This window comes from Nocardioides campestrisoli (assembly GCF_013624435.2).
Classification (GTDB): domain Bacteria; phylum Actinomycetota; class Actinomycetes; order Propionibacteriales; family Nocardioidaceae; genus Nocardioides; species Nocardioides campestrisoli.
Genome location: NZ_CP061768.1, coordinates 1683276 through 1703427, shown reverse-complemented (window position 1 = coordinate 1703427; position 20152 = coordinate 1683276). Strand labels below are relative to the sequence as shown.

Below are 20152 nucleotides of genomic sequence, written 5' to 3'. Positions count from 1 at the left end.
GCTGGGTCAGACCCGCAGGCTCAGGGCCTCCCAGATCTCCCGCGTCGCCCGCGACCGGTTCAGCGTGTAGAAGTGCAGGCCGGGCGCCCCGCCGGCGAGCAGCTCCTCGCACAGCTCGGTGGCGATCCGGACCCCTTCGGCGCGGACCGCGGCCGGGTCGTCGGCGAGCGGGCGGATCCGCTCCTCCACCTCCGCCGGCATGTCCCGACCCGACATCTCCACCATCCGTCGCATGGAGGCGAGGTTCAGGATCGGCATGATGCCGGGGATGATCGGGAAGTCGACGCCCAGGTCACGGGCGCGCTGCACGAGACCGAAGTAGTCCGAGGCGCGCAGCACCATGTCCGTGACGGCGAACTCCGCGCCCGCGTCGTACTTGGCGCGGAGCACCCGCGCGTCGGCCTCGAGGCTCTCCGCGTCGCGGTGCCCCTCGGGGAACGCGGCCACGCCGACGCACAGGTCCTCGTGCTCGGCGCGGACCTGCGCCACGAGCTCGCTGGCGTAGCGCAGACCGCCCTCGGTCTGGACCCACGCCGTCCCGGGGCCGGTGGGCGGGTCGCCGCGCAGGGCGAGCACGTTGCGCACGCCCGCGTCGCCCAGCTCCTCGAGGATGGCGGTGATCTCGGCCCGGGTGTGACCCACGCAGGTCAGGTGCGCCATCGGCAGCAGCGAGGTCTCCCGAGCGATCCGGCCGGTGATCGCCACCGTGCGGTCGCGGGTGGAGCCGCCGGCGCCGTAGGTGACCGAGACGAACGTCGGGTGCAACGGCTCGAGCTCGCTGATCGAGCGCCACAGCACCCGCTCCCCCTCCCCGTCCTTGGGCGGGAAGAACTCGAAGGAGAAGCTCCGGCGGCCGTCGCCCAGGAGCTCACCGATCCGGGCCGGGCGCGCAGGGCTCATGCCGGCGATCCTAGGCTCGGGCCACGCGCCCGGGACCGACCGTCCACTGGCTAGTCTGGCCAGGTGCCTGCCCCCTCCGCCTCGTCCCGTCCCTCGGATCCCAGCGCCACGACCTGGGACGGCTCCGCGTTCCGCGCCGCCGTGCAGAGCGAGCTCGACGAGTTCCTCTCCGGCCAGGAGACCCGGCTGCGCCCGCTGGGCCCGGACGCCGTCCGGTTGCTCACCGAGGCGCGGGCCGCGACCCAGGGCGGCAAGCGGTTCCGGGCGGCCTTCTGCTGGTGGGGCTACCGCGCGGTGCGCCCCGACGGGGTGGACGAGCGTGCGCTCGCCCGGGCCTGTGCCTCGCTCGAGCTGCTGCACGCCAGCGCGCTGGTGCACGACGACCTGATGGACGCCTCCGACACCCGTCGGGGCCGGCCGTCCACGCACCGCGGGTTCGAGGCCGAGCACCGGGCGCAGGGCTGGCGCGGCGACCCCGAGCAGTACGGCGAGGCCGCGGCCGTGCTCCTCGGCGACCTGCTGCTGTCCTGGTCGGACGAGCTGCTGCGCCGCTGCGGACTGCCGCTGGCCGAGGTGGCGCCCGCCCTGGACGTGCTCGACCTGTGCCGCTCGGAGGTGATCGCGGGTCAGTTCCTCGACGTCTCGGTCCAGGCGCGCGCGCACGCCGACGAGGCGACGGCGATGACGGTGCTGCGCTACAAGTCGGCCAAGTACTCCGTGGAGCGGCCGCTGCACGTGGGTGCGGCGCTGGCCGGAGGGAGCCCGGGCGTGCTGGCCCAGCTCACCTCGTTCGGGCTCCCGCTGGGCGAGGCGTTCCAGCTCCGCGACGACCTGCTCGGCGTCTACGGCGACCCCGAGGTGACCGGCAAGCCTGCGGGCGACGACCTGGTGGAGGGCAAGCGCACGGTGCTGGTCGCGCTGGCCCTGGCCGCCGGCGGCCCGGGAGCCGAGGAGCTCGACCGGGCGCTCGGCACCCCGCTGGAGGAGGCGGACGTCCGCCACCTGCGGTCGCTGATGGACGCCGCCGGGGCGAGGGAGCGGGTCGAGTCGCTGATCGAGGAGCTGGTGACCCAGGCCCTGACCGCACTCGACGGCGCGGCCCTCGACGACCACGCGCGCGAGGTGCTGCGCGGGCTGGCGACCGCGGTCACCCAGCGCACCGTCTAGCGGGCACCGCCTCACGCGCTCCCTCGAGCGGCACCGTCTGGCGGGTGTCCCTCAGAACGCCATCGCCTGGGCGCGGCGCTTGACCTCCGAGCCCCGGTTCTCCCGCAGCGCGTCGATCGGCCGGCCCGGGAGGTCGAGGTCGGTGAAGAGCCAGGCGATGCACTCGCGGTCGTCGTACCCGCCGTCGTGCAGCACGGTCAGCAGGCCGGGCAGGCCCTTGACCACGAGGCCGTCCTGGAAGAAGGCGGCCGGCAGCTGCTGACCCGCACCCGGACGGGGCACCGCCGCAGCCAGCTCGTGCTCGCGGATCATCGTCCGGATCCTGCTCACCGTGACCCCCAGGGCCTTGGCCGCGCCGGCCCAGTCCACCCACTCCGGGACGAGTGCGTCGAGGTCGGCGTCAGCGAGCGGTACGTCGTTCATGGGGTCCATGCTGCCACCCGTCGCCACGCCGGTAGGTGGCCCACCCACCCCCGCAGGCGTCGGCTCCGTACGATGGCGCCACGCACTCTTCCCCAGCAGTGACGTCGGAGGTCCCCGTGGAGCCAGACGAGCGAGCCTCGCGGCGCGCCCCGCAGGCGACCGCCGACCCCCTGGTCGGCCGCCTGCTGGAGGGCCGCTACCGGCTCCACCGCAGGATCGCGCGCGGCGGGATGGCCGGCGTCTACGAGGCCCTCGACACCCGGCTGGACCGGACCGTGGCGATCAAGGTCATGCACGCCGGGATGGGCGACGACGACGCGTTCGCCGCCCGCTTCGTGCGGGAGGCCCGGGCCGCGGCGCAGCTCTCCCACCCGCACGTGGTGTCGGTCTACGACCAGGGCGACGACGACGGGACCCTCTACCTGGCGATGGAGTACGTCCCGGGGCGCACCCTGCGGGACGTGATCCGGTCCGAGGCACCGCTGAAGCCCGCGCGGGCGCTCGCCCTGGTCGAGCCCGTCCTGGCGGCCCTGGCCACCGCCCACCGCGCCGGCCTCGTGCACCGCGACATCAAGCCGGAGAACGTGCTGATCGGCGACCAGGAGTCCGGGGAGCAGGTCATCAAGGTGGCCGACTTCGGGCTCGCCAAGGCGGTCAGCGCGGACACCCAGCACACCGCCACCGGCGTGCTCATCGGCACCGTCTCCTACCTCGCCCCCGAGCTGGTCGTCCAGGGGCAGGCGGACCCCCGCGCGGACGTCTACGCCACGGGCGTCGTCCTCTACGAGCTGCTGACCGGCCACAAGCCGCACGAGGGCGAGTCCCCGATCCAGGTGGCCTACAAGCACGTGCACGAGGACGTCCCGGCGCCCTCGGCACGAGTCCCGTCGATCCCGTCGTACGTCGACGCGCTGGTCGCCCGGGCCACGGCCCGCGACCGCGGGCAGCGGCCCGCGGACGCCTCGGTCCTGCTGCACCAGGTGCACCGGGTGGCCCAGGCGCTGCGCGACGGCGTGACCGAGGACCCCGAGCTCGAGTCCGACCTGCGTCCGGTGCCGGTCGTCACCCCGCTGGACGTGGAGGTAGAGGCGGACCGCGAGGGCTTCGTCGACCTCGTCGACGAGGACGAGGTCAACCAGACCCGGCAGATCCAGACGCTGCCCCCGACGGCGCTGGTCGCGGCCGGCGGCACGGCCACGGTGCCGGCGGTGGCCGCCTCCGCCCTGTCGTCGACCGAGGACGGCGCCGAGCGTGCCGAGCCGCCCGCGATCCCCCGGCTGCCCAGCCCCCGGGCCGACGTGCCCGCCGGCGGCTCGTCGGGTCGGACCAGGCGCTCCTGGCGTGGTCCCCTGCTGCTGGTGCTCGCCCTGCTGCTGGTGGCCGGGATCGGCGGAGGCGCCTGGTGGTTCGGCTACGCCCGCTGGACCAGCACCCCCGGGGTGCTGGGGATGAGCCAGGCCGAGGCCGTGGCCGCCTTGGAGGCGGCCGGACTCGAGGGCGAGGTGGGTGACCCCGCCTTCTCCGAGACCGTGCCTCCCGGGCAGGTCGTCTCCACCGACCCCGCCCCGGGCGACCGGGTCCTGGACGGCGGCACCGTCACCCTGGCCATCTCCCAGGGGCCGGAGCGCTACGAGGTGCCGGCCGTCGCCGGCGCCACCCTGGACGAGGCACAGGACACCCTGCTGAGCACCAACCTGGACTACGGGGACCGGGTCGACCGGTGGAGCGAGACCGTGCCCGAGGGCACGGTGATCGCCACCGACCCGCCCGCCGGCACGGTGCTCAAGCCGGGCGCCGCCGTCGACGTCGTGGTGAGCAAGGGCCGCAAGCCCCGCGAGGTGTCGGACTGGACCGGCCGCAGCGCCGACAAGGCCCAGCAGGCGCTGGAGCGCAAGAAGCTGGTCGTGTCCCGCGAGGAGGTCCACAGCGACACGGTGCCCGAGGGCGCGGTGATCAGCCAGGACCCCGCGAGCGGGACGCTCTACGCCGGCGACACCGTGACGCTGACGGTCTCGCTCGGACCCGAGCTGGTGGAGATGCCCCGGGTGGTGGCCAAGGGCGTCGAGGCGGCGACCGAGGAGCTCGAGGCACTGGGCTTCGAGGTGGTGGTCGAGGAGTCCGGGCAGTACATCGGGCTGGGGTTCGTGCTCAACAGCGACCCGGACACCGGCGACATGGTGCCCAAGGGCTCCACCGTCACGCTCTACCTGATCTGACTCCCGGCTCCCCTGCCTCCCGGCCGTCGGACCAGGCGGCACCCGGCACTAGGCTGCTGCCCGTGACGCCCGAGCTCCGCAACCCGATCGGCACCCATCTCCAGGTCGGCAAGGGGCTCGCCAGCGGCGCCCTGGCCAGCGCCCGCGAGCTCGGCTGCGAGACCCTGCAGGTCTTCGTCGGCAACCCCCGCGGCTGGGCGCTCTCGGCCGGCAACCCCACCGAGGACGGGCGCTTCCGGGAAGGGTGCGCGGCCGCCGGCATCCGGAGCTTCATCCACGCCCCGTACCTGGTCAACCTCGGCTCCCCCACGCCCGCGACGTACGAGCGCTCCGTGGCGGTGGTGGCGCACAACCTGCGCCGCGCGGCGCAGATCGGCGCCGAGGGGGTGGTCGTGCACACCGGGTCCTTCGTCGACCCGGCTGGCGACCCCGCCGGCGCTGCCGAGCGGTACGCCGCCGCCATGCGTCAGGTCCGCGAGGGACTGCTCCCGGTCCTGGAGACCCTGGACGGCGACGACGCGCCCTGGCTGCTGCTGGAGCCGACCGCCGGACAGGGTCGCTCGCTGTGCGCGGGTGTCGAGGACCTCCAGCCCTACCTGGCCGCGCTCGACTTTCACCCGCGGGCCGGCATCTGCCTCGACACCTGCCACGTCTTCGCCGCCGGTGCGCCGCTCGACGAGCCCGGAGGCGCCAGCGCGACCCTGGACCGGATCGTGGAGATCGGCGGACCCGGCCGGCTCCGGCTGGTGCACGCCAACGACTCCATGGACGTCCGCGGCGCCTTCAAGGACCGGCACCAGAAGATCGGCGAGGGGCACATCGGCCTCGGCGCCTTCCGCGAGCTCTTCGCGCACCCGGCGACCGCCGGTGTCCCGTTCGTCCTGGAGACCCCCGGCTCCCGCACCCCCGGGGACCCCGACCTGGCCGTGCTACGAGAGCTGCGAGAGGCCGTGCCGGTTGGCTGAGCGGCGGACGGCGCTGATCGCCAGCGTCGCCCTGCTCGCGATGACGGCGAGCTGGGGAAGCACTTTCTACCTCATCAAGGACCTCCTCGACCGGGTCCCCACCCTGGACTTCCTCGCGGTCCGGTTCGCGATCGCCAGCCTGGCCATGCTGCTGGTCGCGCCGCGGGCCCTGGCCAGGCTCTCCCCGCAGTCCCGGCGGCATGCCCTGGTGCTGGGGCTGCTCTACGGGTGCGCCCAGATCCTCCAGACCGCCGGCCTGGCGCACACGGCCGCGAGCGTCTCCGGGTTCATCACCGGGATGTACGTCGTCTGCACGCCCCTGCTGGCCGCGCTGCTGCTCGGCACCCGGATCACCCGGATCACCTGGGGCGCGGTGCTGCTGGCCACGGCCGGACTGGCCGTGCTGACGCTCCAGGGCCTCGCCGTCGGCTACGGGGAGGCGATCACGCTCGTGGCTGCGGTGATCTACGCGCTGCACATCGTCGGCCTGGGCGCGTGGTCCCGGCCCGGGGAGGCCTTCGGCATGTCGATCCTCCAGCTGCTGGTGATCACGCTGGTCTGCCTGCTGGCCACCGCGCCGGACGGGATCGTGCTGCCCTCGGGTACGGGCGACTGGCTCTCGGTGCTCTACATGGCGCTGGTCGCCGGCGCCGCCGCACTCTTCGTCCAGACCTGGGCCCAGGGGCACCTGCCGCCGACCCGGGCCGCGATCATCATGAGCATGGAGCCGGTCTTCGCCGCGGGCTTCGCCGTGCTGCTGGGCGGCGAAGCCGTGACCGGCCGGCTCGTGCTCGGGGGCCTGATGGTCCTCTCCGCGATGCTCCTGGTCGAGCTGCTGCCGCGGCGTCGGGTGATCGACGAGGTGCCCACCCTGCCGGTGTGAGGGCGGGTCCACATCGTGACGAGCCGGGGCGGGGGCCGCACGGGTCGACTAGCGTCGGGAGCATCAGCCCCACCGCCCTCGGCCCGGCCGAGGGCGGACCTGCGTCCGGTGGCCGTGCCGGTCACCCGAAGGAGCAGACCATGGTCGTCGTCATGTCCCCCGGAGCCACCGACGAGCAGATCGCGCACGTGGTGTCGCGGGTCGAGGGCGTGGGCGGGGATGCCTTCGTCTCCAAGGGCGTGGAGCGCGCGATCATCGGGCTTGTCGGCGACATCGAGTCCTTCCACCACCTCAACCTCCGTGCCCTTCCCGGGGTAGCCGACGTCTACCGGATCTCCGATCCCTACAAGCTGGTCAGCCGCCAGCACCACCCTCAGCGCTCGACCGTGTGGGTCGGTCCCGCCGACCAGCAGGTGCCGATCGGCCCGGGCACCTTCACCTTCATCGCCGGCCCGTGCGCCGTGGAGTCCGCGGAGCAGACACTGGCGGCGGCGCGGATGGCCAAGTCGGCGGGTGCGACCCTGCTGCGCGGCGGCGCCTACAAGCCGCGGACCTCGCCGTACGCCTTCCAGGGCCTGGGCGAGGAGGGCCTGGAGATCCTCTCCTCGGTGCGCGCGGCCACCGGGCTCCCGCTCGTCACCGAGGTGGTCGACGCCCGGGACGTCGACGTGGTGGCCGAGCACGCCGACATGCTCCAGGTGGGCACCCGCAACATGGCCAACTTCGGCCTCCTGCAGGCCGTCGGCTCCGCCGGCAAGCCGGTGCTGCTCAAGCGTGGCATGACCGCCACCATCGAGGAGTGGCTGATGGCCGCCGAGTACATCGCGCAGCGGGGCAACCTGCACATCGTGCTGTGCGAGCGCGGCATCCGTACCTTCGAGCCCGCCACCCGCAACACCCTGGACATCTCCGCGATCCCGGTGGTCCAGGCCGCCAGCCACCTGCCGGTGATCGTCGACCCGTCGCACGCGGGCGGCCGCAAGGACCTCGTGGTGCCGCTCACCCGGGCAGCCATCGGCGTCGGCGCGGACGGGGTGATCGTGGACGTCCACCCCAACCCCGAGGTCGCGCTGTGCGACGGCCCGCAGGCGCTGCTCGGCAACGACCTGCGTGAGCTCGCCCAGGTGGTACGCCGGCTGCCCGCGGCCGTGGACCGCTCGCCGGCCGTGCCTGCGAACCGCGCCTGAGAAGCTCAGCCCTCGCGGCAGAGCCGTCCGAGGACGACGGCTGCCCGCTCCACCGCCTCGTCGTCGACGTCGAGGTGGGTGACCAGCCGGACCGTCCGCGGTCCGACCCGGCTGACCCGGACGCCCTCGGCCTCCGCGGCGGCCACGAAGTCCGCGGCGTCCTCGCGCTCCACCAGCACGATGTTGGTCTCGACCCCCTCGGAGTCGAGACCGCAGGCCTCGGCGAGCCGGCGGGCGCGCCGGTGGTCGTCCGCCAGCCGCTCGACGTGGTGGTCCAGGGCGTGCAGGCCGGCGGCGGCCAGGATGCCGACCTGCCGCATGCCGCCACCCATCCGCTTGCGCCAGACCCGCGTCTCGGCGATCGCGTCCGCGGGCCCCACCACCAGCGAGCCGACGGGCGCGCCGAGCCCCTTGGACAGGCACACGGCCAGCACGTCGGCCCGGGCTCCGTACTCGGCCAGCGGCGTGCCGGTGGCCACCGAGGCGTGCCAGATCCGCGCTCCGTCCAGGTGCACCCCGACCCCCTGCTCGGTGGCGAACCGGCGCAGGGCGTCCAGGTCGGCCAGCGGCAGCACGGTGCCGCCGGCGAAGTTGTGCGTGTTCTCCACCGAGATCGCCCGGGTACGCACGAAGTACGGCCCCAGGTCGGGGGCGAACATCCGTGCCACCGCCTCGAGGTCGACCCCGCCTCGCGGGTGCCGCCAGGTGCGCATCGTCAGGCCGGTGAAGGCGCCGTGCGCCCCCAGCTCGGCCCGGGCGATGTGGGCGGACTCCTCGCAGAGCACCTCCTCGCCGGGACCGACCAGGGCGCGCACCGCGAGCACGTTCGCCATCGAGCCGGTCGGGGTGAACAGCGCGGCCTCGTGCCCCAGCAGGTCGGCCACCCGCTCCTGCAGGGTGAGCACCGTGGGGTCCTCGCCGAAGACGTCGTCCCCCACCTCGGCCCGGGACATCGCCCGGCGCATCGCCTCGGTGGGCCGGGTCAGGGTGTCGGAGCGCAGGTCGACGAGCGTGGTCACGGCTCGATCCTAGGCGGCGGTGGGCTGCCTCGGCGCGGTGCGTTTCCTGCGGCTCACGCCTTGCGCAGCATCTCCGCGACCAGGAAGGAGAGCTCGAGGGACTGCACCCGGTTGAGCCGCGGGTCGCAGACCGACTCGTAGCGGTCAGCCAGGCCTGCCTCGTCGAGCAGCTCGCCGCCGCCGACGCACTCGGTCACGTCGTCGCCGGTCAGCTCGACGTGCACGCCGCCCGGCCAGGTCCCGGCCGCACGGTGCACGTCGAAGAAGCCCTGGACCTCCTCGATCACGTCGTCGAAACGCCGGGTCTTGTAGCCCGAGGACGCCTCGAAGGTGTTGCCGTGCATCGGGTCGCAGACCCACGCGACCTGCACGCCGGCGGCGGTGACCTTCTCCACCAGCTCGGGCAGCGACTCGCGGATGCGGTGCGCGCCGAAGCGGGTAATGAAGGTCAGGCGCCCCGGCTCGTTGTCGGGGTTGAGCCGGGCGGCGAGCGCCAGGGCGTCGTCGGCCGTGGTGGTCGGGCCGAGCTTGACGCCGACGGGGTTGCGCACGTGGCTGAGCAGCTCCACGTGGGCGCCGTCGAGCTGGCGGGTGCGCTCGCCGATCCACAGGAAGTGCGCCGAGACGTCGTACGGCGACTGGGTGCGGCTGTCGATCCGGGTCATCGCGTGCTCGTACTCCAGGAGCAGGGCCTCGTGGCTGGAGTGGAAGTCGACCCGGTGGAACTCGTCGGGGTCCGCGCCGATCGCGCGCATGAAGGTCAGCGCCCGGTCGATCTCCGCGGCCACGGTCTCGTACCGCTGACCGGCCAGCGAGTCGCGGACGAAGTCGGTGTTCCAGGCGTGCACCTGACGCAGGTCGGCGTACCCGCCGGTGACGAACGCCCGGACCAGGTTGAGGGTGGCGGCCGAGGCGTTGTAGACCTCCACCAGCCGCTGCGGGTCGGGCTGGCGGGACTCGGCGGTGAAGTCGAAGCCGTTGACCGCGTCGCCGCGGTAGGCCGGCAGCGTCAGGTCGCCGCGGGTCTCGGTGTCCGAGGACCGGGGCTTGGCGTACTGGCCGGCCAGCCGGCCGAGCTTGACCACCGGGACCGAGGCGGCGTACGTCAGGACGACCGCCATCTGCAGGAGCACGCGCAGCTTGTTGCGCACGTTGTCGGCCGTCACCCCGTCGAACGTCTCGGCGCAGTCGCCGCCCTGGAGGAGGAACGCCTCGCCGCGGGCGACCGCGGCGAGCTTCTCCTTCAGGTCGTCGCACTCGCCGGCGAAGACCAGCGGCGGGGACTTGCGCAGCCGGGCGACGGCGCGCTCCAGCTCGCGGGGGTCGGCGTAGGTGGGCTGCTGGGCGGCGCCCATGGCGTGCAGCTGCTCGAGGGTGGGGACGTTGCTCACCCGATCAGCCTACGTCCGGTCCGAGGACACCCCGGACGCACGGTCCGGGGCTGGGACCGCTCAGTCCCGGTCCTCGAGGTGCTCGATGTCGCGGAAGCCGGTCTTCTTGGCCCGCCCGCCGCGGTTGACCAGCCAGGTGATGACCCACAGCACCAGGCCGATGCCGAGCAGACCGGCCGCGACCTCGTAGACGATCGCCTCCCGCTCGCCCCACGGGATGACGATCAGGGCCACCGAGAGCACCGCCGCCAGCGCCGGGGTCGGGCCGGGCGAGCGGAAGAACCCGCCATCGGGGTCCCGTCGCAGCACCAGGCAGGCGACGTTGACCACGGTGAAGACGGCCAGCAGCAGGAGCGCGGTGGTGGTGGACAGGTTCGTCACCACCGGGGAGTCGGACTGGCGCGCGACGTACCAGAGCAGCCCGAGCGCCAGCACGGTGGAGAAGAGGATCCCCACCCAGGGGGCGCGGGAGCCCGGCGAGACCTTGCCCAGCACCCGGGGCAGCACGTCCTGCCGGGCCAGGCCGTAGAGCAGCCGGCTGGCCATCAGCATGTTGATCAGCGCCGTGTTGGCCACCGCGAAGACGGCCAGGAACGGGAAGACCCGGTCGATCGGGAAGTCCGGGGCCCCCTTGCTCACCACGTCGAGCAGCGCCCTGCCCTCGGACTCGTTGATGGAGTCGAGCTCGCCGGGGGTCAGCACCGAGACCACCGCGACGGCGACCAGGACGTAGATCAGCACGGCGATGCCCAGGCCGGTCAGCATCACCCGGGGGAAGATCCGCTCCGGGTCGCGCGTCTCCTCGACCATGTTGACCGAGTCCTCGAAGCCCACCATCGCGAAGAAGGCGATCGACGTGGCCAGGGTGATGGCCATGAACATGCCCTTGTCGCCCGCGTCGCGGAAGGTGAAGACCTGGCTCACGTCGCCCTCGCCCTGGGCCATCGCCCAGAACCCGACGGCGATGACGATGGCCAGCGCGGTCATCTCCACCAGGGTGAGGACGACGTTGAACTTGACCGACTCCCCCACCCCGCGCAGGTTGATCAGCGCCAGCAGGACCATGAACGCCATCGCGGTCACCATGATCACGCCGGTCCCCGGCGCCTCGTCGAGCCACCCGTTGACCACCAGGCCGCCGGTGAGGTTCTGGGCCAGGACGTTGGCCGAGGTGGACGCGCTGGTGATGCCGGAGCAGACCACGGCGAAGGCCACCAGGAAGGTGACGAAGTGGATGCCGAACGCCTTGTGGGTATAGAGCGCGGCCCCCGCGGCCTGCGGGTACTTCGTCACCAGCTCGAGGTAGGACATCGCGGTGAGGGCCGCGACGATGAACGCGAGCACGAAGGGCACCCAGACCAGGCCGCCCACCAAGCCGGCCATCTGTCCGGTGACCGCGTAGACGCCTGCGCCCAGGATGTCGCCGACGATGAAGAGCAGGAGGAGCCTGGGCCCCATCACCCGCCGAAGCTCGGGCTCCTGGGGCGTCGACGTGCCGCCCGCGTCGCCCGGCTCTGCGGCCGGTGCCGCGTGACCCTGCGACTCCGAACCCCGTGACTCCGAACCCTGTGAGTCCGACATCGATTCTCCCCACCCCTGCGCCCGAGCTGTCGGCACCACTCTGGTCCCAACCGTGAGGACTGGCAAGGAACTGCCCGCAGGGCGCGCGACGACCTAGGATGGGGCGATGGCACCCCAACGCGTCGCTGTCCTGACCGCCGGCGGATACGCCCCCTGCCTGTCTGCTGCGGTGGGCGCGCTCATCCGGACCTGGAGCCGGGAGTCCCCCGAGACCGAGATCCTCGGCTACCGCCACGGCTACCAGGGGCTGCTCACCGGCGACAGCGTGCTGGTCGACGACGCCGCCCGCAGCGGCGCCGACGTGCTGGACCGGTTCGGCGGGAGCCCCCTGGGCAACAGCCGGGTCAAGCTGACCAACGACGAGGACTGCCGCAAGCGGGGGCTGATCGGTCCCGACCAGACCGCGCTGCAGGTCGCAGCCGACCGTCTCGTCGCCGACGGAGTCTCGGTGCTGCACACCATCGGCGGCGACGACACCAACACCGCCGCCGCGGACCTGGCCGCCTACCTCGCGGAGCGCGAGATCGAGCTGACCGTGGTCGGGCTCCCCAAGACCATCGACAACGACATCGTGCCGGTGCGGCAGAGCCTGGGCGCCCTGACCGCCGCCGAGCAGGCGTCGCTGTTCGCGCGCAACGTGCTGGCCGAGCACGGCTCGAACCCGCGGATGCTGATCGTGCACGAGGTCATGGGCCGCAACTGCGGATGGCTGACCGCGGCCGCGGCGCGCGACTACATGGCCTGGCACGCCGAGCAGGAGTGGCTGCCGAGCCTGGGGCTGACGCCGGAGCGGTGGGCCGTGCACGCCGTCTACCTGCCCGAGCTGCACGTCGACCTGGAGGCCGAGGGCCGGCGGTTGCGGAAGGTGATGGACGAGATCGGCTGCGTCAACATCTTCCTGGCCGAGGGGGCCGGGGTCGCCGACATCGTCGAGGAGCTGGAGCGCTCCGGCACGCCGGTGGACCGGGACGCCTTCGGCCACGTCAAGCTCGACACCATCAACCCCGGCAAGTACTTCGCCCAGGAGTTCGCCCAGCGGATCGGGGCGGAGAAGAAGATGGTGCAGAAGTCGGGGTACTTCTCCCGCTCGGCGGCGGCCAACGAGACCGACCTGGCGATGATCGCCGAGTTCGCCGAGCTCGCGGTCGCCTCCGCCCTGCGCGGCGAGTCCGGCGTGATCGGTCACGACGAGGACCGCGGCGACGAGCTGCGGGCCATCGAGCTGGACCGGATCGCTGGCCACAAGGCCTTCGACGTCGACCAGCCGTGGTTCACCGACGTGCTGCGCTGGACCGGCCAGCGCTGAGCCTGGCCGCGCCCCACCCGGACCCGCACACCGGACCGCTGAAGGACCCCGAGGGACCACTAGGGTCTGGCCATGACGTTCTCGCTGGTGGCGCGCAGCGACGACGGCCTCTCCTGGGGGGTCGTCGTCGCCTCGAAGTTCCTGTCGGTGGGCAGTGCCGTGCCGGCCGCCGTCGCCGGCCTGGGCGCCATCGCCACCCAGGCGGACGCCAACGTCGCCTGGAAGGGCGAGGCGCTGGCCCTGCTGGACGAGGGTGCCACCGCCGAGGTGGCGCTGGCTCGGCTGCTCGAGGACGACCCCGGGCGCGACGACCGGCAGGTCGGCCTGGTCGACGCCGAGGGAGGGGTCGCGGCCTTCACCGGGGACCGCTGCTTCGACTGGGCCGGGCACCGCACCGGTGAGGCCTACTGCGCGCAGGGCAACATCCTGGCCGGGCCGCAGGTGCTGGACGCCATGGTCGAGACGTGGGAGACGAGCGGCTCCCTGCCCTTCGCCCGACGGCTGCTGGCCGCGCTGGCCGCGGGCGACGCCGCCGGCGGTGACCGTCGGGGCCGACAGTCCGCGGCGCTCTTCGTGGTCCGCGAAGGCGCCGGCTACGGCGGCCGGGACGACGTGGCCGTCGACCTGCGCGTCGACGACCACCCGGACCCCGTCGTCGAGCTGACCCGGCTGCTCGACCTCAACGACTTCTACCTCACCGCCTCCACCCCCGAGGAGCGGGAGCCGGTGGGACCAGAGCTCTTCGCGGAGCTCGAGCGACGGGTCCGGACCCTGGGGCACGAGCACGTCGCGGAGTGGGTCGGCTCGCAGAACTTCGAGATGCGCGTCGCCCCCGGGCTCAAGCCGGAGTGGATCGACCGCCGGGTGCTGCAGATCCTCCGTGACACCACCGACGACCCGGACAGCACGAACCACGAGGGAGGAGCACGGGCATGAGCATCCTGGCCATCGACGCCGGCACCACGGGGGTCACCGCGGTGGTGATCTCGCCCGAGGGTGCGATCACCACCCGGGGATACCAGGAGTTCGGCCAGCACTTCCCTCGCCCGGGCTGGGTGGAGCACTCACCCGAGGAGATCTGGCAGGCCACGCTGGAGGCCACCCGTCAGGTCCTCGACCAGGTCGACGCCTCCGAGCTCACCGCTCTGGGCATCACCAACCAGCGCGAGACCGTGCTCCTGTGGGACCGCGAGACCCTCGGCTCCCCGCGCCGCGCCATCGTCTGGCAGGACCGCCGGACCGCCGACCTCTGCGCGCGCCTGCGCAAGGAGGGGCACGAGGGCCGGGTCGCGGAGCTCACCGGGCTGCGTCTCGACCCGTACTTCTCGGCCACCAAGCTCGCCTGGATGCGGGAGCACGAACCGCACACCTGGGCGCTGGTGGAGTCGGGACGCTACGCGGTGGGCACCGTCGACTCCTACCTCATCGCCCGGATGACCCGGGGCACGTGGCACGTCACCGACGTCTCGAACGCCTCCCGCACCCTGCTCTTCGACCTGCAGACCGGCGACTGGTCCGACGAGCTCTGCACGCTCTTCGGGGTCCCGCGGGACGCGCTGCCCGAGATCGTGCCGAGCTGGGGCGAGGTCGGGGTCACCGACCCCGCCGCCTTCTGCGGTCTCTCCCTCCCGGTGGCCGGGATCGCCGGCGACCAGCAGGCGGCCCTGTTCGGGCAGACCTGCTTCGAGGAGGGTGACACCAAGTGCACCTACGGCACCGGCTCGTTCATCCTGACCAACGCCGGGACCACGCTCCCCCGCTCCGACACGGGGCTGCTCTCCACCGCTGCCTGGCGCAGCCCCGACGGGACCCTGACCTATGCGCTGGAGGGCTCGATCTTCGTCACCGGCGCCGCGGTCCAGTGGCTGCGTGACGGCCTGGGGATCATCGGTTCCGCGGCCGAGACGGAGGGGATCGCCGCGACCGTCCCGGACTCGGGCGGGCTGGTGTTCGTCCCCGCGCTGACCGGGCTGGGGGCTCCGCACTGGGACCCGCACGCGCGCGGGCTGATGATCGGCATCACCCGCGGCACCAGCCGGGCGCAGGTGGTGCGGGCCACGCTGGAGGCGATCGCGTTCGAGGTCCAGGACGTGCTGGCGACCATGCCCGCGCTCTCCTCCCTGCGGGTGGACGGCGGGGCGGCCGCCAACAGCCTGCTCTGCCAGATCCAGGCCGACCAGGTGCGCCTCCCGGTCGAGCGGCCCCGGATCGTCGAGACCACCGCGCTCGGCGCCGCCTTCCTGGCCGGTCTCGGGACCGGGGTCTGGGACTCCACCGACCAGCTGCGCGACACCTGGCAGCTCGACCGGCGCTTCGAGCCCACGGGCGACCCCGACGTCGCGGAGGCGGCGTACGGGCGCTGGACCCGGGCCGTCGAGCGCGCCAAGGGCTGGGACCAGGACTGACCGGGCTGGACGACCGACCTGCCGACCGGACCGTCAGCGGCGCCCACGTCGAGGGCCGAGGGCGTCCAGCGCCTCCTGGGCCCGCGCCACCTCGGCCTCGGCCTCGGCCACGCTCGCGCGCGCCTCGCCCGCCTCCTCCTCGGCCTCCTCGAGCTCCTGGTCCACCTCCTCGGCGGTGGACTCCAGCTCGGCCAGGCGTCGGCGCAGCTCCTCGGCCTCCGCGACCAGCTGCAGGCTGCGCGCCTCCAGCTCCGCGACCGTCTTCCCGGCCTCCCGCTCCTCCTCCTGCACGCGTGCGAGGTGCGCCCGGGCCGTGTCCAGCGCCTCGGTGGCTGCCCGTCTCCGCTTCAGGTCCGCCTCGGGATCGGGGACCACCCGCAGGTCCGGCCTCGGCGAGGCCTGCTCGACCTCGGACCCGGCCTCCGGACCGCGTGGACTCGCCACCTGCCCCAGAGCCTCGGGCAGCGCCACCGCCGCAGCCACGTCCGCCGCCTCCACCCCCGTCGCGTGCAGAGCGGCGACCAGCAGGCCGGAGCGCAGCGCGGCCGCAGCCCCCTCGTCCAGGAGCGCCGCGGTCAGGCTCGCCTCCAGCTGCTCGGCGACCGCCTCGGTCACCCGCACCCCCTCCTCGCGCGCCCGTGCCCGCGCGGAGGTGGCCAGGGCCGCGGTGACCTGCCGTCGCTGCCTGGTCAGCGCCCGGAGCTGCTCCGCGTCCAAGGTCGCCTGCGCCTCGCGCAGCGCCTCGCCGACAGCCAGCACCTGATCGACCTGCTCGGGCTCGCGGCGCACCAGCAGGTTGAGCACCCAGGCGGCCAACGACGGCTTGCGCAGCCTCTTGACCCGGTCCGACAGCGGGCGGTCCTCGGCTCGGAGCTCGCGGGCCCGGGCGTCGCGGACCGGCGTGAACTGAGCCAGTGGCAAGGCGTAGAGCTCGTCGGCGAGCGCGATGAGGGGGTCCGTCGGCACGCGGTTGAGCATAGGCTGCCCACGTGACCCAGAGCACACCACGCCGGCAGAGCCCGCGCATGCCCAGCAGCGTGCGCTGCGCCGACGAGGCAGCCGCGAGGTTCCCCCGGCTCGCGCCGAGGTACTTCGAGGCGATGTGGGAGGGCGACCTCCTGGCCGACGCGTTCGTCGCCGACTTCGCCACGGTCGGGCACGGCCGGGCGATGAAGATGCTGCGCACCGCCTGCCGCAGCGGCATCGCCGCGGTGCCGGACGCCCCTGACTCCCTGGTCGCGCTCTTCGCCGAGCTCGACGACGTGCCGTCCTGGGTCGACCTGGCCGCGATCGACAGCTCCGCCCAGTACCTGGGTCGGTACACCCGCCAGGCCGGCATCGTGCTGGGAGCCGCCTCCCTGGTCAGCGGCTACGCCAACTCTGCGGCGTCGCGCCCGCTGGAGATGACCGGCCGCTACATCGACAGCGCCGGCGCCCGCACCATCGAGGTGGCCTCGTGGCTGGTCGAGTCCACCGCCGCGGGCGGACTACACCGCCACGGCCGGGGCTTCGAGCTCACGGTCCGGGTGCGGATCATCCACGCGCTGGTCCGCCACGCGCTGAGCCACGACGAGCGCTGGGACGCACCCGCCTGGGGGGTACCGATCAGCCAGGCCTTCCTCGCCTACACGCTGATCGAGTTCTGCCTCATCCCGCTGCGTGGGATGCGCGCGATCGGCGCCCCCTACCTGCCCCACGAGGTGGCCGGCTACTACGCCCGGTGGCGCTACATCGGGCACCTGCTGGGCATTGACCCCGACCTGCTGCCGCAGGGGCGTGCGGACCAGGAGGCGCTCGAGGAGATCTACCTGCTCACCCGGCCGGAGGTGGAGGACTACTGCCGACGCCTGGTCGGCTCGATCAACTCCGACTTCCTGGTGCCCGAGATCGAGGAGCTCCTCCCGTACCCCCGGCTGCACGTCCTCGCCCCGCCCACGGTGCACGGACTCGAGCGGGTCTTCCTGGGCGACCAGGTGGCCGACGAGCTGGGCATCCCGGAGAGCCGGGTCAAGCTCCTGGTCCGCGCCCTCGGCCCGGTGCTCGGCACCCTCAACGCGGCGGTCGATCGGGTCCCCGGCACGCTCGCCCGCCGAACCGCACGCGGCGAGCGGTACCGGCTCAGGCAGGACGCCCGGCTACGCGCGCGGTACTCGGTCCAGCACGACCTGGTCGACGCGGCACCAGGCGGCCAGCCACATCCGGCCAGGGTCCCGGCCGGCGACGACGGGCAGGCCCCGGCGTCGGGCCGGTGAGGGCCGCGACCCGGCGGCGCCGGCTGCTCACTCGGCGTCGAGGCCCTGCTCGATGGCGTAGCGGGTGAGCTGCACCCGGTTGTGCATCTGCAGCTTGCGCAGGGTGTTCTGGACGTGGTTCTGCACGGTGCGGTGCGAGATGACCAGCCGCTCGGCGATCTGCTTGTAGCCCAGTCCCTTGGCCACCATCCGCAGCACCTCCGTCTCCCGCTCGGTGAGCGACTCCGGCCCGGACAGCGGGCCCGGCCCCGCGGGGTCCTCCATCCGCCGGAACTCCCCCAGCACCAACCCGGCCAGGCCGGGGGTGAAGACCGAGTCGCCGGCCGCCACCCGACGTACGGCGTCGAGCAGCTCGGCCCGGGAGGCGGACTTGACCAGGTAGCCGGTCGCCCCCGCCTTGACCGCCTCCAGCACGTCGGCCTGCTCGCCGGAGGCCGAGAGGATCAGCACCCGGGCCGACGGATCCGTCGTGAGCACCTGGCGGGTGACCTCCACCCCGTTCGGCTCCGGGATCTGCAGGTCCAGCACGACGACCTGGGGGCGGGCCGCGGGGAACCGGGCCAGCGCCTGCCGACCGTCCGCAGCGACCGCGACCACGTCGAAACCGGCCTGCTGCAGGTCGCGCTCGACGGCGTCGCGCCACATCGGGTGGTCGTCGACCACCATCACCCGCACCGGCTGCTCCCCCACGGCAGGGACCCTACTGGCCGGAGCCGGTGGCGCGCACGCGCCGGTAGCGACCGCGCCGGTGCAGCAGCGGATCCTCCTCGCGGCCCTCCGGGGCGTCGAGGTCCACCTCGTCCAGGACGCAGGTGACCAGCGTGGACCAGCCGGCCTCGGTGGTCTCCTGCACCGAGACCGCGGCCCAGCCGTCGGCCGTGGTGAGCCGGGGGCCGGCGGGGTGCTCGACGAAGTCGCCGGTCCGGAACGGACCGCCCGGGGCCGGGGCGACCCCGGCGAACACCTCGGCGAGGTCCCGGTGCTCCCACCTCAGCAGGTGGACCAGACCACGTCCGGTCGCGAGCAGCTCCTCGGTCAGGTCGGCGTCGGGGTCCAGCAGCCCCAGCACCCGCCCCGGTTCGCCGTCGGCCACCAGCAGGGAGGAGACGGTCAGGCCCGCTCGCCGGTCGCCCTGCCCGGCGGTCCACAGGCTCACCGCGCCCCCGAGCCGCCCCCGCAGGCGGCGGGCCGCGCTCCGCTCGGGCTCGGGGGTGGCGAACGGGTGGCTGGTGTGGATGGTCATCGGTGCACCTGCCCGACTGCGGATGCCGAGCGGTCCCTCACCGGGACGCTCAGCTCCCACTCCGTACCGCCGCTCCCCGTGCTCAGGACGCAGGACCCACCCAGCTCCTCGATCCGCCCGCGGATCGAGGAGGCGACACCGAGCCGGCCCTCCCGCTCGGCCTCGGCCAGCCGCTCGGCCCCGATGCCCGGTCCCTCGTCGCGCACGCTCACCGTCACCTGCTCCCCCACCTGCTCGAGGAAGACCCACGCGGGAGCGGTCAGGCCGACGTGCATCCGCACGTTGTCCAGACAGGCAGCCACGGCCGCCACGAGCTCGGCCGCCCGGGCCGCCGGCATCGGCACCTCGGTCCCCGGCGTGACCACCGTGACGGTGGGGGTGGCCAGCGTCTCGAGCGCGGCCGAGAGGTCCACCGGCGCACCGCTCGCCGGCGCCTCTCCCGCCGGCACCGTGGCGGGGGCGGACTGCACGCTGTCCTGTGCGCGGATCAGCGAGCGCAGCCGGGTCTCCTGCTCGGCCGCCAGGGTTCCGAGCGTGCCCAGCACCTGGGCCGGGTCGCGGGTCACCGAGGCGTCGCGGCCGGCGCGCTGCACCAGGCTCAGCACCTGCAGCACGCCGTCGTGCACCGCCCGGGAGAGCCGGGCACGCTCCTGCGCAGCGGCTGCCTCGCGCTCGGCGCGCGCCCGCTCGGCCGCCATCTGCTGAAGCGACTGGCACAGGTAGCCCACCACGCACCCGCCCAGCAGGAGCAGGAAGACGTGGCCGTAGTTGGTCTGGGTCAGCTGCTCCCGGATGAGCACGTCGGTGAGCGCCAGCACCGCCCCGGCGAGCAGGCCGCCGCGCCAGCGCCAGGAGATGGACCAGGCCAGGAGGGCGCCCATCACCCAGTAGCCGGGCACCGTGGCGCGGAACCCCTCGCCCTTGAGCCACGGGGTCACGGCCAGGGCGGCGACCGCCACGGCGAGGTCGGCGGCCAGCAGCCAGGCGGTACGCCGCCACGGCATCCGGTAGGCGTACAGCGCGAACACCGTCCAGGCCGTGAGCCCGGCCAGCACCAGGAGGGTGGCCCCCGGGCGCACGTGGTTGTCCCAGCGCCAGGCGGCCATCGCCAGCATGTTGACCGTGACCACGACCCTCAGCACTGCGAGGGCGGCGTGCAGCCGGTCCTCGACCGCGACCACCGCCGGGTCGGAGCGAGGGGACGACGCCACCGC

Annotated in this window: 18 protein-coding genes; 9 read left to right on the top strand and 9 right to left on the bottom strand. The window is 73.7% G+C overall.

Features of this window, described 5'->3' with window-relative positions:
• Positions 1-6 precede the first annotated feature (6 nt).
• Positions 7-900, bottom strand: a complete 894-nt coding sequence (gene metF, locus H8838_RS08185; RefSeq protein ID WP_181310627.1) for a methylenetetrahydrofolate reductase [NAD(P)H] — start codon at positions 898-900, stop codon at positions 7-9.
• 63 nt (positions 901-963) lie between these two features.
• Here metF and H8838_RS08180 point away from each other — a divergent pair, with 63 nt between their 5' ends.
• A complete protein-coding gene (locus H8838_RS08180; protein ID WP_185994901.1) occupies positions 964-2067 on the top strand; it encodes a polyprenyl synthetase family protein in 1104 nt (367 codons plus the stop codon).
• A 51-nt stretch (positions 2068-2118) separates the two neighbouring features.
• On the opposite strand, the gene H8838_RS08175 is transcribed toward H8838_RS08180, so the two are convergent.
• Positions 2119-2490, bottom strand: coding sequence for an Rv2175c family DNA-binding protein (locus H8838_RS08175; protein WP_181310625.1), 372 nt, complete (start codon positions 2488-2490; stop codon positions 2119-2121).
• A 116-nt stretch (positions 2491-2606) separates the two neighbouring features.
• Between H8838_RS08175 and pknB the strand changes: the two genes are divergently transcribed.
• The 4 genes from pknB (at position 2607) to aroF (ending at position 7741) form a co-directional block, all read left to right on the top strand.
• Positions 2607-4706 carry a Stk1 family PASTA domain-containing Ser/Thr kinase gene (gene pknB / locus H8838_RS08170; protein WP_224766471.1) on the top strand — a complete coding sequence of 700 codons (2100 nt, stop codon included), beginning with the start codon at positions 2607-2609 and terminating at the stop codon, positions 4704-4706.
• A gap of 62 nt (positions 4707-4768) precedes the next feature.
• Positions 4769-5671, top strand: a complete 903-nt coding sequence (locus tag H8838_RS08165; protein ID WP_224766470.1) for a deoxyribonuclease IV — start codon at positions 4769-4771, stop codon at positions 5669-5671.
• Positions 5664-6554, top strand: coding sequence for a DMT family transporter (locus H8838_RS08160; RefSeq protein ID WP_224766469.1), 891 nt, complete (start codon positions 5664-5666; stop codon positions 6552-6554). The genes H8838_RS08165 and H8838_RS08160 overlap by 8 nt, the downstream gene beginning before the upstream one ends.
• 140 nt (positions 6555-6694) lie before the next feature.
• Positions 6695-7741 (top strand): 3-deoxy-7-phosphoheptulonate synthase, encoded by a 1047-nt coding sequence (aroF, locus tag H8838_RS08155; RefSeq protein ID WP_185994902.1) that lies wholly within the window; start codon positions 6695-6697, stop codon positions 7739-7741.
• A gap of 5 nt (positions 7742-7746) precedes the next feature.
• Here aroF and H8838_RS08150 read toward each other — a convergent pair whose 3' ends face one another.
• The 3 genes from H8838_RS08150 to H8838_RS08140 are packed head-to-tail and all read right to left on the bottom strand — an operon-like array spanning position 7747 to position 11609.
• The gene (locus tag H8838_RS08150) at positions 7747-8760 is read right to left on the bottom strand and encodes a threonine aldolase family protein (RefSeq protein WP_224766468.1); all 1014 of its coding nucleotides are present in this window, start codon (positions 8758-8760) and stop codon (positions 7747-7749) included.
• Positions 8761-8813: 53 nt separating this feature from the next.
• Positions 8814-10151 (bottom strand): class II 3-deoxy-7-phosphoheptulonate synthase, encoded by a 1338-nt coding sequence (locus H8838_RS08145; RefSeq protein ID WP_397182015.1) that lies wholly within the window; start codon positions 10149-10151, stop codon positions 8814-8816.
• A 60-nt stretch (positions 10152-10211) separates the two neighbouring features.
• Positions 10212-11609: an APC family permease gene (locus H8838_RS08140; RefSeq protein WP_224766467.1), complete on the bottom strand. Its 1398-nt coding sequence runs from the start codon at positions 11607-11609 to the stop codon at positions 10212-10214.
• A 229-nt stretch (positions 11610-11838) separates the two neighbouring features.
• On the opposite strand from H8838_RS08140, the gene H8838_RS08135 reads away from it, so the two are divergent.
• The 3 genes from H8838_RS08135 to glpK all read left to right on the top strand — a co-directional run bounded on the left by H8838_RS08135 (position 11839) and on the right by glpK (position 15443).
• Positions 11839-13038: a pyrophosphate--fructose-6-phosphate 1-phosphotransferase gene (locus tag H8838_RS08135; protein ID WP_181310622.1), complete on the top strand. Its 1200-nt coding sequence runs from the start codon at positions 11839-11841 to the stop codon at positions 13036-13038.
• A gap of 72 nt (positions 13039-13110) precedes the next feature.
• On the top strand, positions 13111-13974 hold the full coding sequence (locus tag H8838_RS08130) for a DUF1028 domain-containing protein (RefSeq protein ID WP_185994904.1): 864 nt from the start codon (positions 13111-13113) through the stop codon (positions 13972-13974).
• Positions 13971-15443, top strand: a complete 1473-nt coding sequence (gene glpK / locus H8838_RS08125; protein ID WP_185994905.1) for a glycerol kinase GlpK — start codon at positions 13971-13973, stop codon at positions 15441-15443. Before H8838_RS08130 ends, glpK begins: the two co-directional genes overlap by 4 nt.
• A 33-nt stretch (positions 15444-15476) precedes the next feature.
• On the opposite strand, the gene H8838_RS08120 is transcribed toward glpK, so the two are convergent.
• Positions 15477-16409, bottom strand: a complete 933-nt coding sequence (locus H8838_RS08120) for a coiled-coil domain-containing protein (RefSeq protein WP_224766466.1) — start codon at positions 16407-16409, stop codon at positions 15477-15479.
• Positions 16410-16432: 23 nt separating this feature from the next.
• Here H8838_RS08120 and H8838_RS08115 point away from each other — a divergent pair, with 23 nt between their 5' ends.
• Positions 16433-17695, top strand: coding sequence for an oxygenase MpaB family protein (locus H8838_RS08115; RefSeq protein ID WP_181310618.1), 1263 nt, complete (start codon positions 16433-16435; stop codon positions 17693-17695).
• A gap of 27 nt (positions 17696-17722) precedes the next feature.
• Here H8838_RS08115 and H8838_RS08110 read toward each other — a convergent pair whose 3' ends face one another.
• The 3 genes from H8838_RS08110 to macS are packed head-to-tail and all read right to left on the bottom strand — an operon-like array spanning position 17723 to position 20149.
• Positions 17723-18361 carry a response regulator gene (locus H8838_RS08110; RefSeq protein ID WP_185995158.1) on the bottom strand — a complete coding sequence of 213 codons (639 nt, stop codon included), beginning with the start codon at positions 18359-18361 and terminating at the stop codon, positions 17723-17725.
• 34 nt (positions 18362-18395) lie between these two features.
• Positions 18396-18938: a flavin reductase family protein gene (locus tag H8838_RS08105; RefSeq protein ID WP_185994907.1), complete on the bottom strand. Its 543-nt coding sequence runs from the start codon at positions 18936-18938 to the stop codon at positions 18396-18398.
• Positions 18935-20149, bottom strand: a complete 1215-nt coding sequence (macS, locus tag H8838_RS08100; protein ID WP_224766465.1) for a MacS family sensor histidine kinase — start codon at positions 20147-20149, stop codon at positions 18935-18937. Before macS ends, H8838_RS08105 begins: the two co-directional genes overlap by 4 nt.
• Between the last annotated feature and the right edge of the window lie 3 nt (positions 20150-20152).

Bases quoted from the DNA above. Each gene is read 5' to 3' on its own strand.
- metF (WP_181310627.1), bottom strand. From the start codon at position 900: ATGAGCCCTGCGCGCCCGGCCCGGATCGGTGAGCTCCTGGGCGACGGC.
- H8838_RS08175 (WP_181310625.1), bottom strand. From the start codon at position 2,490: ATGAACGACGTACCGCTCGCTGACGCCGACCTCGACGCACTCGTCCCG.
- aroF (WP_185994902.1), top strand. From the start codon at position 6,695: ATGGTCGTCGTCATGTCCCCCGGAGCCACCGACGAGCAGATCGCGCAC.
- H8838_RS08140 (WP_224766467.1), bottom strand. From the start codon at position 11,609: ATGGGGCCCAGGCTCCTCCTGCTCTTCATCGTCGGCGACATCCTGGGC.
- H8838_RS08135 (WP_181310622.1), top strand. From the start codon at position 11,839: ATGGCACCCCAACGCGTCGCTGTCCTGACCGCCGGCGGATACGCCCCC.
- H8838_RS08130 (WP_185994904.1), top strand. From the start codon at position 13,111: ATGACGTTCTCGCTGGTGGCGCGCAGCGACGACGGCCTCTCCTGGGGG.
- glpK (WP_185994905.1), top strand. From the start codon at position 13,971: ATGAGCATCCTGGCCATCGACGCCGGCACCACGGGGGTCACCGCGGTG.
- H8838_RS08110 (WP_185995158.1), bottom strand. From the start codon at position 18,361: ATGGTGGTCGACGACCACCCGATGTGGCGCGACGCCGTCGAGCGCGAC.
- H8838_RS08105 (WP_185994907.1), bottom strand. From the start codon at position 18,938: ATGACCATCCACACCAGCCACCCGTTCGCCACCCCCGAGCCCGAGCGG.